This window comes from Ruegeria sp. AL11 (genome assembly GCF_056540865.1).
Genome location: NZ_JBQFXO010000007.1, coordinates 123,582 through 136,243, shown reverse-complemented (window position 1 = coordinate 136,243; position 12,662 = coordinate 123,582). Strand labels below are relative to the sequence as shown.

General features: G+C 58.9%; 11 protein-coding genes. 5 read left to right on the top strand and 6 right to left on the bottom strand.

Annotated features, from left to right (window positions below; genetic code table 11):
• The first annotated feature begins 122 nt into the window (after positions 1-122).
• From ACR0IP_RS12915 to ACR0IP_RS12905, 3 genes are all read left to right on the top strand, one after another.
• The gene (locus ACR0IP_RS12915) at positions 123-1,829 is read left to right on the top strand and encodes an ABC transporter transmembrane domain-containing protein (RefSeq protein ID WP_480525954.1); all 1,707 of its coding nucleotides are present in this window, start codon (positions 123-125) and stop codon (positions 1,827-1,829) included.
• 182 nt (positions 1,830-2,011) lie between these two features.
• Entirely contained in the window at positions 2,012-3,916 is a 1,905-nt protein-coding gene (locus ACR0IP_RS12910; protein ID WP_480525952.1) for an ABC transporter transmembrane domain-containing protein, read from the top strand.
• A 2-nt stretch (positions 3,917-3,918) separates the two neighbouring features.
• On the top strand, positions 3,919-5,247 hold the full coding sequence (locus tag ACR0IP_RS12905; protein WP_480525950.1) for an HlyD family type I secretion periplasmic adaptor subunit: 1,329 nt from the start codon (positions 3,919-3,921) through the stop codon (positions 5,245-5,247).
• 6 nt (positions 5,248-5,253) lie between these two features.
• Here ACR0IP_RS12905 and ACR0IP_RS12900 read toward each other — a convergent pair whose 3' ends face one another.
• The 3 genes from ACR0IP_RS12900 to ACR0IP_RS12890 are packed head-to-tail and all read right to left on the bottom strand — an operon-like array spanning position 5,254 to position 7,303.
• Positions 5,254-6,048 carry an iron chelate uptake ABC transporter family permease subunit gene (locus ACR0IP_RS12900; protein ID WP_170378462.1) on the bottom strand — a complete coding sequence of 265 codons (795 nt, stop codon included), beginning with the start codon at positions 6,046-6,048 and terminating at the stop codon, positions 5,254-5,256.
• Positions 6,048-6,788: a metal ABC transporter ATP-binding protein gene (locus tag ACR0IP_RS12895; RefSeq protein ID WP_480525948.1), complete on the bottom strand. Its 741-nt coding sequence runs from the start codon at positions 6,786-6,788 to the stop codon at positions 6,048-6,050. Before ACR0IP_RS12895 ends, ACR0IP_RS12900 begins: the two co-directional genes overlap by 1 nt.
• A 2-nt stretch (positions 6,789-6,790) precedes the next feature.
• Positions 6,791-7,303 (bottom strand): transcriptional repressor, encoded by a 513-nt coding sequence (locus ACR0IP_RS12890; RefSeq protein WP_480525946.1) that lies wholly within the window; start codon positions 7,301-7,303, stop codon positions 6,791-6,793.
• A gap of 57 nt (positions 7,304-7,360) precedes the next feature.
• Here ACR0IP_RS12890 and ACR0IP_RS12885 point away from each other — a divergent pair, with 57 nt between their 5' ends.
• Together ACR0IP_RS12885 and ACR0IP_RS12880 are read left to right on the top strand one after the other, a co-directional pair.
• Entirely contained in the window at positions 7,361-8,497 is a 1,137-nt protein-coding gene (locus tag ACR0IP_RS12885) for a zinc ABC transporter substrate-binding protein (RefSeq protein ID WP_480525944.1), read from the top strand.
• Between the two features lie 155 nt (positions 8,498-8,652).
• On the top strand, positions 8,653-10,836 hold the full coding sequence (locus ACR0IP_RS12880; RefSeq protein ID WP_480525942.1) for a Tex family protein: 2,184 nt from the start codon (positions 8,653-8,655) through the stop codon (positions 10,834-10,836).
• Between the two features lie 2 nt (positions 10,837-10,838).
• On the opposite strand, the gene ACR0IP_RS12875 is transcribed toward ACR0IP_RS12880, so the two are convergent.
• Genes ACR0IP_RS12875 through ACR0IP_RS12865 form a run of 3 tightly spaced genes read right to left on the bottom strand, consistent with a single transcriptional unit; the run spans position 10,839 to position 12,656 of the window.
• Entirely contained in the window at positions 10,839-11,951 is a 1,113-nt protein-coding gene (locus tag ACR0IP_RS12875; RefSeq protein WP_480525940.1) for an energy transducer TonB, read from the bottom strand.
• Entirely contained in the window at positions 11,948-12,325 is a 378-nt protein-coding gene (locus ACR0IP_RS12870) for an ExbD/TolR family protein (protein ID WP_170378474.1), read from the bottom strand. Before ACR0IP_RS12870 ends, ACR0IP_RS12875 begins: the two co-directional genes overlap by 4 nt.
• 4 nt (positions 12,326-12,329) lie before the next feature.
• The gene (locus tag ACR0IP_RS12865) at positions 12,330-12,656 is read right to left on the bottom strand and encodes a biopolymer transporter ExbD (RefSeq protein ID WP_170689078.1); all 327 of its coding nucleotides are present in this window, start codon (positions 12,654-12,656) and stop codon (positions 12,330-12,332) included.
• Positions 12,657-12,662: the final 6 nt, after the last annotated feature.

Sequence of the window (12,662 nt, the reverse complement as noted above, 5' to 3'; positions counted from 1 at the left end):
CTCAAAAGTTACTGAAATACATGCAATTTTTTCTAAACTCAGCGCATCCTGTGACCTGATGTTTACTCGTTCTTAAACGCCGCGACCCCAGACCTAGGGTACAAATGAACGGGCGTTAACACATGAAAGCGAACAGGTCGGTCAAGCGCAGAACAAGGCTGCGGATGGGTATTCCTCTGCTGGCGGCGTCGCTGTCGCTTAACATCTTGTCCCTTCTCATGCCAATCACCATTCTGCTGATCTTCGACCGCATCATCCCCTTTAAGTCGACCGAGACGTTACGCATCCTGACCTGGGCACTGGTGATCGGTGCAGGACTTGAGTTTGCGTTGCGTTGGGCGCGTTCTGTTCTGTTGACAACCGCAGCCGAGGAGAGTGCCGTCGCCCGCCAGCGCCGGTTCCTTGAACAGGTTTTGAACGCAAATCCGATCCATTTCGCTCAGGACACCGCCAGCACCTATTTCGACCGATACGTGGCGATCAACCAACTGCGAGGACACCAATCAGGTCAGAGCCAGACGCTCGCCATTGATCTGCCCTTTACGATCCTGTTTGCCCTCATGATCGGCTTGATCGGAGGGTGGTTGGTTCTGGTCCCGGCCGCTGCGTTCTGCATCGTTTTGGTTTTTGCGGGGGTGATGAAGCACCTTCAATGGTCCATGTTTGAGCGTCGCAAGGCGCTGGATACCCGTCGATATGCGTTCCTATCGGCCCTGCTGTCCAGCCTGTCCACGGTCAAAGCCAACCGAATGGAACCTCAGATGGCCCGAAGGTTTGAGTTGCTGGAGGACCAGACCGTAGACGTCAGCCGCAAGTTGATCCTGTTCTCGGGTTTTGCGCAGAGTTTTGGCGCTGTTTTCGGGCAGATCATGGTTGCTGCAATCGGCTTGCTGGGTGCGTATCTGGTCATTCAGAACATGATCGGAATCGCCGAATTGGCGGCCTGTATGCTTCTGAATGGTCGTATCATTCAGCCTTTGACCAAAATCATGGCGATCTGGGTTCAGTCAGAAAGTGTCGCTTTGTCCCGGCGGAAACTGCGCGAGATGGACAGTATCTCTCAGCAACCGCCAAACTGGATTGGGCACAAGAGACTCAAGGGTGATCTGCGGGTCGAAGGGCTATGCCTGTCGCACCCAAAAACCAAAGAGATCGCCAGTCGCCCCCTGAGTTTTCACGTGCCAGCTGGCACTGGAATACTGATAGAGGCGGAAGAAAGCTGGATGGTCGATGCCCTCTTTGCGACCATTCTGGGCAACCAAAAGCCCAACGCTGGCTCATGCCTGATAGATGAGGCTGCAACAACGGATCGGCCTGTCCTTGTCGGGCATGGCGGGATAGTAGCGCTGGAGCGCGACCCTGCGATCCTGTCAGCAACCTTGCTGGATAATTTAACCGCTTTTGGCGGCGCCGAAATGGCTGAGCATGCCAAACAGATTGCTGCGACGCTTGGCTTGGAGCAGCGTGTTCACCGGCTGCCAGAAGGCTACAATACCCAGCTGGGCAAGGGGTCCAGTTTTGAAAGCGATCCGGTCAACCGACAGCTGATCGCGCTGACCCGAGCCCTTGCTTTGCGCCCTCGGATGTTACTGATAAATGAACCGTCGTCTGTTCTGGACGCACCTGAGCGTCAGACCTTGGCAACCTGTTTGAAAACGCTTTCGCCGCGCCCCACTCTGGTGATCGCAAGCCCCGACCCCCGGTTGCGGCAGCTGACAGATCAATCCGCCCAGCTGGGCAATCCCCAGACCTCCGATCTGCTTCAATGGCAAGAGTATGCCCATCGGGAAACAGATGAGGCGTGCCGCATCAAGAGAGGTGCCGCATGACCGCCATAACGATTGAAAACACTACTCAACTTTTCCAGTCGCTACTACAAGCAAGTGGTTGGAAACATGACCGAGACAGTCTGATCGAAGCCTTTCCACACTTTTCCCAGCGCTTGCAGCCGGGGGATATTAAACAAACCCTGGAAAACCTCGAAATACCGTTCGCGCAAGTCAGGTGTCGGATGCACGAGATCGCGGCCTCGGACTGCCCGGCTTTGGTCGTACCCGATTATGGGCCAGCCTTTCTCGCGCTGGACAGCAAAGGCGCGCATGTGCTGGTTGATGACGCAAAGGCGGAAAATCCACGATTTCAAAAGCTTCCCCGTCACCGGTGCACCCTGTTTCGGATGGACCGTTTTGCCTTTGACCGCAGCGCGAAAGCGCAGATCACCGTAACACAGGCCTTTCGTGACCTGCGCCCGATCCTGCCGGGTCTTTTGTTTGTCTCCATGCTCAGCAACATCTTGGGCCTTTTCGCCCCGCTGCTCATCATGGCCGTATACGATCGGATCATCCCGTCGGGATCAGTCGATATGCTGCTGTCACTGGCCGTTGGGGTCGCCGTCATCGCGGCAACAGACATGGGTTTTCGCCACATGCGCACGCGTGCGCTGGCGTATATTGGATGGCGCGGCGAGCAAAAGCTAATGACAGCCTTATTCCGGAAACTGATGGCTCTGCCGATGGGCCAAATGCAAAGCTCGGACGTGAACCAACACCTGTCCCGGTTCCGCCAGTTCGAGGCCCTGCGAGAGATGTTTACCGGGCAGATGATCACCACGCTTCTGGACCTGCCCTTTGCCCTACTGTTCGTTGCCATTCTGCTCCATCTTGCGCCAAGCGTTGGGCTTTGGACACTTGCGCTGGCAGTGGCTTTGGCCATCTTGGGATTGATCACGATCCCGCGCCAGAAACAACTTGATAAGAAAGCGGCACAGGACGCCGCGCACGGCCATCTGGCGGTACAAGACGCAATCGTCCATCAAGGCGCCTTCGCAAGCCTCGGAATGCAAACGCGGTGGCTCCAGCGCTGCATGCCCTTGATCGAAACCGGTGAGGAAAGCACAAAGCGCGCTCGGCAATTCCAAGCACTTGCGCAGTCATTGGGGCAAACGCTTGCGGCCTTGGCCACAACCGGTGCAATTATTTTGTGCGCCCATGCCGCCATGTCCGGGTCATTGAGTTTTGGCGCTCTGATCGCCTCAATCGCGTTGGTGTCAAAGATCTTTGGCCCACTACAGGCGCTGTATTCCGGATTTCCGCAGCTTTTGTCTTTCCAGGCCAGCCGCGAGCAGGCAGACCGGGTGCTGTCCCTGCCGCAAGAGATGGAGCTTGGGCTCGGCCGGTCCCACCAAAAAGCGCTGAACGGGTCCATCTCTTTTTCCTCGGTGACATATCGCCCGGACCCACTTCGCCCACCGATCCTGTCGCAAATCAGTATGGCGTTTAATCCTGGTGAACTCGTGGTCATGCTCAGCAGCGACACGGCCGCTCGGACTGCTGTTCTGGATCTGATCGATGGTCTGGCATCCCCGATTGGGGGAACGATCGAACATGATGAGATCGACATCCGCCAGATAGCGCGGGACGAGCTGCGCAAGTCGGTCACCTACGCCACCTACGAGAAATCACTGTTCTATGGCACAGTTGCACAGAATTTCCGTTTGGCCGCGCCGTCTCTTTCCGACATCGAAATTCAAGCCTCGCTGGATCGGATGGGCTTACGACAAGGGCACAGCATTCTGCCAGACGGTGTGCGGACGCGTCTTTCCGACGAAGCCCTTTCACAAATGCCAGATGAGATTTTGAAATCTCTTACCCTTGCACGCAGCATGGCGCGACCAGCCTCGGTCTACCTGTTCTCGGAACCGACAAACGGATTGAGCGACACGCGCCGTCAAGCATTCAAAACCTGGGTCAAAGAGCAGGCCGGAAATCGCACGGTGATCATCGCGGCAGCAGATCGATCGTTTCTGAACATCGCTGATCGCTTCATCTATCTCAACGCAGGTCAGATTGCTGTGAACGACACCGGAGATGTCGGGCGAAAGAAGATGTTGGCCGCCCTGAAAACGCTTGGAGCTTGACGATGGTTTTCCGAACAAAGTCCGCAAACCGAGAAGGACCGCTGGACCGCAGCGCACGACGAAAGCGTGCCCGCGCGCCTCGGTTCGCGGCGTTTCTCGCGCTTGCTATCACCGGTTTTCTTGCCAGTCTGATCGCTTTGTCATGGCGGACCGATGTTCCACAGATCACACGCGCGTCGGGCACTATCGTTCCGATGGGCCACTATGTTCAGATCGAAACCATGGAAGGCGGGATTGTCCGTTCAGTCCATGTTCAGGACGGTCAAACTGTGGAAATCGGTGATGTCCTGGTCGAGTTGCACCACCCCGAGCTAACACAAGAGATGGAGGTCCTGTCCGCGCAAGCCTCCTCTGTCGCGCGGGATCTAGAAAATGCACAGGCCGTGCTGGCCATGCTTGAAGGTGAAGCTCCGCAGAGGTCTACCCAGATACAAACGCTCAGAAATGCAGGTCTGACGACGGCGGCGGCCCGTATTGAGCTATTCCTGGAAAGCCAGAAGGTTCAGCGCGTTTCGATTGAGCAGCAAACCAAGACCTTGCAAATTCTTGAAGACGCCGCAGAGTTCGCGCGCCAAAGGGTCACAAAGAAAGAGCAGGTTCTGGATCGCTACGCGAAGCTGCAGACACAGGGACTGAAATCTCTCAGTGATTTTCTGGAAGAAGAAGACGAAGTCGACGCCATGCGCGCCGCTGCCGAGGACGCCCGTGTCCGCGCCGCCGAGGCACGAAACACTTTGACCCTTGCAAAGGCGGCCGTCGCAGAAGAGGCGCTGACGCTGAGAGAGGACGTGCTTACCCGCATAAACGCGCTGGAACACGAACATCACCAGTTGCAGACCTCGCAGAAACTCGTAGAGGCCAGACTCGCCGACCTGCGCCTGATCGCTCCGGTGCGTGGCGTGATCCAGTCGGTGGCCTCACCCAATCCCGGTGAGGTGATTGCCCCCGGCGAAACGCTCTTTGAACTGCTTCCGACCCGGCAGAACCTCATGGTCGAGGCCCGCATTCCCAATTCCGAGGTGGGGCACGTGGCCCCGGAACACCCGGTGGCGATCAGCGTCGATACGTTCGATGCCCGCCGCTTTGGTAAGGTCGAGGCACGGTTGCAGTCGGTGCATCCCCTGCCCATGACCGACGAACAAACTGGCGAGACCTATTTCCGGGCCTCCTTCGTTCTGGCGGACTCAACTATCGGCAACGGCGCGTTCAACCGTCCGCTGCAGGCGGGTATGACCGTTGTGGCCGAGATGACAACGGGTGAGCAGACACTTCTCAGCTATCTGTTGAAACCGGTCCAACTGACTTTGGAGCGGGCCTTCAATGAAAGGTAGAGCGTTCTATCGCTTGTGACCTTTCCATCCCATCAGGCTGAAACAGGCAAACAGGATTGCAGCGACGCACACAATTGACGGCCCTGCAGGTGTGTCGAACACGTAAGCAGCTCGCAAACCGGCTACGGCGGAAACCGCTCCGATGGCGGCTGCGATTAAGGCCATGGATTCGGGCGATCGGGCGAGGCTACGCGCAGCAGCGGCAGGAATGATCAGCAAAGCTGCGATCAGAAGAACGCCCACGACCTTGATTGCCACCGCAACGGTTACCGCCAGAGACAAGGTCAGGATCAATTGCTCGCGCTTTGGATCATAGCCGCTGGCATAGGCCAGCTCTTCGTTCAGGGTCGCGGTCAATAGCTGCGACCAACGCCAGCCGATCAGGGCAACAACCAGTGCCGCCCCGCCCCAAATCACAGCAAGATCCGTGCGCGAAACCGCCAGAATATCGCCGAAAAGATAGGCCATCAGGTCAATGCGGACGCCTGAAAGAAACGACACTGCGACGAGGCCAAAAGCCAGCGCAGAATGGGCGAGAACGCCCAAAAGCGTGTCCATCGCGTATCCTCGACCAGAAAGTAAGGTAACCGTCAACGCCATCAGCAGAGCTACGGCCAATGCGCCCGCGAAGATAGACATCTGGAAGGTTAGTGACAGCGCAACGCCCAGAATGGCCGCATGCGCGGTCGCGTCGCCAAAATATGCCATTCGGCGCCAGACCACGAAACATCCAAGCGGAGCCGCCGCAAAAGCCACACCAATCCCGGCAAGTGTCGCGCGGGTCATAAAATCATCCAGCATTATTCTGCAGCGTCCTGAGAGCTATGATCGTGGTCGTGATGATGATCGTGGTCATGTCGGTACAGCGCCAGCGCTCCTCCGGTCCCTGTCCCAAACAAGGCGCGATATTCAGGGGCTGAGGCCACAACAGCGGGCGAGCCTTCGCAGCAGACATGACCGTTTAGGCAGATCACCCTGTCCGAGGCACTCATGACCACATGCAACTCGTGGCTAATCATCAAAATGGCGCAGCCGGTCTCGCGACGCACGGTTTCAATCTGCCGGTAAAAGGCCGCAGAACCCGGTTGATCCAGCCCCTGCGTCGCTTCGTCCAGCAAAAGGATGTCCGGGTGGTTGATCAAGGCCCGCGCCAGCAACACGCGCTGAAACTGCCCGCCGGACAATTGTGTCATCTGCCGCTTTAACAGATCGGGCACGCCTGCTTCCTCAAGCGCCTCGGCACAGCGGGCGCGGCTGACGTGATTGGTCAGGCGCATGAAACGCTCGACTGAAATGGGCAGGGTCGGGTCGATATGCAGTTTCTGCGGCACGTAACCGATCCGTAGCCCTTGTTTGCGTGTAATGCGCCCTTTGGCCGGTTTGGTGGCCCCGATAATGGCACGCAGAAGGCTTGTTTTGCCGGATCCGTTCGGGCCGACAATTGTCACGATCTCACCGGGTTCGATGGTCATATGGACATGGCGCAACACGGTATTGGCCCCGTAGCTCACGCTCAGGTCTTCAACGATGACAAGGGACATTGCTAGGCCTTTTCGGTGCAGTCAGAGCAGAGACCTTCGGCTTCTACTACAGTACGTTCGATTTCAAAACCCACGGCGCGGGCGACATCGCCAAGGGCCCCGCTATCAACGGCCGACGATGCCTCGGCCACCGCGTCGCACCCGCGGCAGATCATGAAAACAGGTGAATGCGTCGCCCCCGGGTGGGCGCAGGCCACAAAAGCGTTCAGCCGTTCGATCTTATGGACAAACCCGTTTTCGACCAGAAAATCCAAGGCGCGATAGGCCACGGGCGGCTGCGAGCCGAAACCCTCATCCCGCAGGCGATCAAGGATGGCATAGGCACCAAGCGCCCTGTGTTCCTGCAACAGCATTTCCAGCACCTTGTGGCGCACGGGCGTTAGGCGCAGCCCTTCGGCGCTGCACTTCGCCTCAGCCTTCGCAAGGCCGGTTTCCACGCAGGACACGTGGTCATGATCATGGAACCCCACCGGCACAGCTTTGCTGGTCGAGTTCTGTTGCCTCTCACTTGTCATGTTATCTTATATCATATATGCCGCGATTAAATGTTATAAAATCACACAGAGGGTCCAATGTCCAGAAACCTCCTTTCCATTTCGATCACCGCTACATTGCTGGGCGGAACCGCCATGGCTGACGTCCCGAATGTGGCCGTTGATATTGCCCCGGTGCATTCGCTTGTGGCCCGTGTGATGGACGGCGTGGGCGAACCCAGCCTGATCGTTCAGCCGGGCGCCTCGCCTCATGAATACAACCTGCGCCCGTCCGAGGCGGCAGCTCTGCAAGAGGCGGATCTGGTCTTCTGGATCGGCGAAGATCTGACACCGTGGATGGAAAACGCCGTGGAAACGCTCGCTGGCGGCGCGGCTGTAACAACGCTGTTGGACGCGGACGGAACCACTCTGCTGGACTTCCGCGAGGACGCGTTGTTCGAAGCGCATGATCACGGCGATGACGAGGATCATGACGATCACGGTCATGAAGATCATGGCGATGATCACAAAGACGAACATGCGCATGACGATCACGACGACCACAAAGACGAACACGCCCATGATGATCACGACGATCACAAGGATGAACATGGTCACGATGATCACGACCATGACAAGGAAGATGACCACGCGCATGACGACCATGGCCATGAAGAGCATGCAGACCATGATGATCATGACGACCACGAAGGTCACGCGCATGGCGAACACGATCCGCATGCCTGGTTGTCGCCTGCAAACGCCGGAACATGGTTGAACGTGATTGCCGCTCAACTCTCGGCTGCTGACCCGGAAAACGCGGGCAAGTACTTTGAAAACGCAGCCGCTGCGCGCGCCGAAATGGAGGCGCTGTCAGCCGAGATCGCAGAAACGCTGTCCCCGGTAAAAGGTGGTAGCTTCATCGTGTTCCACGACGCCTATCAGTATTTTGAAAATGACTTCGACTTCCCGGCCTCCGGTGCGATCTCGATCAGCGATGCGTCCGATCCTAGCCCTGCGCGCATTGCGGAAATTCAGGGTCGCATCAAAGAAGAAGGGATTGATTGCGTTCTGTCAGAGCCGCAATTCAACCCCGGCCTGATCGCAACTGTGATGGAAGGGTCCGAGGCCAACACCGCCGTGATCGACCCGCTTGGCGCCGAACTTGAACCCGGCGCGGCGCTCTATCCCCAACTTCTGCGCAATATGGCAAACACATTGGCTGAGTGCCTCTAAGGCACGCCAACGCCCGGCCGGCTCAGCGGCGGGGCCTCGAACACAGGCAAAGGGGCAGACCGTTTCAGGAAATCTTGCCCCAATGCGCTGACCCTCTTCCCCTCTGTCAAAACGCTGTCTAAGAAGTCCTTCCGACCCAGTATCAGGAGGCCCCCTTGGACCGTATCGCCCGCACAATCGCCATCGAAATCAACGCGCGCGCGGATCAGGTCTCGGCCGCCGTTCGGTTGCTGGACGAAGGCGCGACCGTGCCCTTCGTGGCCCGCTATCGCAAAGAGGCGACGGGCGGCCTGGACGATACGCAGCTACGAACCCTCTCGGACCGGTTGACTTATCTGCGAGAGCTGGAGGCGCGACGGCAAACGATCCTGACGTCGATCAAGGATCAGGGCAAACTGTCGGACGATCTGGCGAAATCCATCGCCAGGGCCGAGACCAAGGCGCAGCTGGAAGATATCTACCTGCCCTACAAACCCAAGCGACGTACCAAGGCGATGATCGCCCGCGAAAACGGGCTGGAGCCGCTGGCCGACGCCATTCTGGCCGACCGCAATGCCGACCCGGAAGCGCTTGCGCAGAGCTACCTGTCAGAGGCTGTTCAAACGACCAAGGACGCGTTGAACGGCGCCCGTGACATCGTGACCGAGCGGCTGACGGAAAACGCCCTTCTGCTGGGTGAGCTTCGCAATTTCATGCAGCAAGAGGCGCTTTTGTCTTCGAAACTCGTTGAGGGCAAAGAAAAGGAAGGCGCGAAGTTCAGCGACTACTTTGACCATTCCGAGCTTTGGGCGACTGCCCCCTCACACCGGGCGCTGGCCATGCTGCGGGCTTCGAAAGAGGGGATCGTCACGCTGGATATCGCCCCTGAGCCCGAGGCGGGCGCGGCGCGGGCTGAGGCGATTGTTGCCTCGCATCTACAAACTCGCGGCGATGGCCTTGGCGACAATTGGTTGCGCAAGGTTGCGGGCTGGACCTGGAGGGTCAAGCTGTCCCTGTCGATGATGGTTGAGCTGATGGCCGACCTGCGCAGCCGGGCGCAGGATGAGGCGATTCAGGTGTTCTCGCGCAACCTCAAGGATGTTCTGTTTGCGGCCCCGGCGGGCGCACGTCCCACGTTGGGTCTGGATCCCGGCATTCGAACCGGCGTCAAGGCCGCCGTGGTGGATGCAACCGGGAAAGTCGTTGCGACAGACACGCTCTATCCGTTTCAGCCGAAAAACGATCTGGGTGGGGCGCAGGCGGCGATCCTGAACCTGATCTCGGCCCATCAGATCGAGCTGATCGCCATCGGCAACGGAACTGCTAGCCGTGAAACCGAACGAATGGTCGCCGACACACTCAGCATGCTGCCCAAGTCGGTCAAAACCCCCACCAAAACAGTCGTATCTGAGGCCGGGGCCTCGGTCTATTCCGCGTCGGAACTGGCCGCGCGAGAGTTCCCGGAACTGGACGTATCCCTGCGCGGCGCGGTCTCAATCGCGCGCCGTTTGCAAGACCCGTTGGCTGAGTTGGTGAAGATCGAACCGAAATCCATCGGCGTCGGGCAATACCAGCATGACGTGGACCAGCATCGCCTGTCCCAGTCGCTGGCGTCAGTGATCGAGGATGTGGTGAACGCGGTCGGCGTCGACCTGAACACCGCCTCTGCCCCGCTGCTGTCGCATGTGTCGGGCCTTGGCCCCGGTTTGGCCGAGGCCATCGTACAGCACCGCGATCACAATGGCGCGTTCCAGTCTCGCAAAGACTTGCTGAAGGTGGACCGCCTTGGCCCACGTGCCTTTGAGCAATGCGCAGGATTTCTACGCATCCGGGAAGGAGAGGAGCCGCTGGATGCCTCATCGGTCCACCCCGAAGCCTATGACGTCGCCCGCCGCGTCGTCGCTGCCTGTGGTCGGGACATCCGGCAGATCATGGGACATGACGGGGCGCTGAAGGGCTTGAGGGCTGAACAATTCGCCAATGAGACCTTCGGCCTGCCCACCGTGCGCGATATCTTTGCCGAGCTTGAAAAACCGGGTCGTGACCCGCGACCCAGTTTTGTCACAGCGTCGTTCCGGGACGGCATTGAGGAGATCACCGACCTCAAACCTGGCATGCTGCTGGAGGGGACGGTGACCAATGTGGCCGCCTTCGGAGCCTTCGTGGATATCGGCGTTCACCAGGACGGGTTGGTCCATGTCAGTCAATTGGCGGATCGGTTTGTCAAAGACTCGCATGAGGTGGTTAAAACCGGTCAGGTCGTGAAGGTACGCGTTGTCGAGGTTGACGTCCCCCGCAAACGGATTGGCCTGACCATGCGCAAAGATGGCGGGGCGCAGCAACGGCGCGGACCACGCTAGGCTCAGCCGTTCTGGTAGTAGAAAGACAGTTTACGGCTGACACCACCGGGCGGCGGCGGGAACGGTGCGGCCCCCCTGACTTGCTCCTTCGCAGCTCGATCCACCTGGTCCGAGCCCGAGCTGGTGATGACCTCGACCCAGGCCAATGAGCCATCCGGGTCGATCTGAAAGAACACCTGCGCATAGCCGCGAACCGGTGCGTAAACCTGAGGCGCGCGGTTCAGATGCACCAGAACTTGTCCGGCATAGTTGGTCGTGGTGGAATTGCCCGGCCCTCGCCCGCCGGACTGGTTGCCCCGGTCATTGCGGGTGAACGCGTCAACCCCTTCGCGCTGATAGGCCGCCAGTGGGGATTCAATGGTTTGTTCTGGGAATTTCAGGTTATCGAAATTCCGCGTGCCGGGCAGCGCAGGTTGAACCTCGTCCGAGGGCGTCCGATTGGGCAAACGCGGTCGAAGAGAAGTTGCCACCGCCTGCTCGGTGCCTTCGCTGTCCTCCACAGGTTCGGCTTCTTCCGGTAAAGGCTCCACCGCGATTTCTGGCTCAACAGCCTCTTGTTCCTGCGGCACAGGCGCAACCTCGACGGGCGGCAACGCGGCCAGTTGCTCAGCCTCTGGCGTTTCGACCGGCTCAATCGGCTCTGCGGCACTGGCTTGCGGGATTTCGACGACATCAGATGGCTCGGCCAAGGGCGTTGCGTCGACCTCATCACTTGCTGCCGTTTGCGTCTCCGACTGGTCAACGGATTCGGTCACCTCCGGCTCTGGCACCTCGGCCTGACCGCCGTTGGAAACGCCGGTGTCGGGCGCGAAAGTCTGCTCTTGCGGATCGGGCGAAGCAACCAGAGCTTCGCTTGTCGGAATCTCCGCTTCTTCAGGCTCAGGCGAGGTTTCGACCGGAGGTTCGGGCACCTCCGCTTCTTCTGGCACGATCGGCTCGGGTACCCGTTCGGCCAAATCCTCAAAGGCCGTGCCGAGAGTCACCGCATCTTCGTCATCGCCCACAATGCTCGGCGAATGGGTCAAGCTGGCAGTGGTCATGCTCAGCCCCAGAATATGCACCAAGAGCGAAACCAGAACGGCCACTGCGGCGATGATGGCCGAAGTTCGGATCATTCGATCGCCTGCTGGGTGACCAGAAAGACCGATTTTGCCCCTGCACGCCGCAGCGCACCCGTCACCTCGATCAGACGCGGGCCCGAGGCCGCGCGGTCTGGCACGATGCGGACCTCTTCGCCCTCATGATCTACCATGTAGGTTTCCGCATCAGTGGCCTGCCCGCGAAAGCTGAGCGATCCGTCCGCATGCAGGACCAGCGCATCGGGCGGCTCACGCCCCTCAAGTTCTGCGGTGTCGACCAGCTCTAGATCGGGGTCCAAAGGGGGGGCCACGGTGCCGGCGATCAGGAAGAAGACCAGCATCAAAAACACCACATTGATCAGCGGGATTGTAGAGTCGCGTCTGCGGCGTTGGGATGTCTGGCGGATCATCGGCCTACTCCAACACCGTGACGGTCAACCCGTCGCGACCTCGTAGAGGAACCAATACATCGACAAGACGCTGCGCCGAGGTATCAGCGTCGAGGCTGATCAGAACCTGCCCGGTCTCAACTTGTGCCAGCAGATCATCCAACGTGATCGAGGCCCCGTTCAGAACCAACCGATCCGGACCAAGCTGCAAAAACACTCTGTCTGCTGGCGCAGTGCCCGCGCCACTGCCAGCAGCGGCCTGCGTTAATTCGATCTCAGCAAATCGCGAAAATGTGGATGAGAGCATGAAGAACAGCAGCAGCAGAAATATGACGTCGATCAGCGGCGTCATCGACAA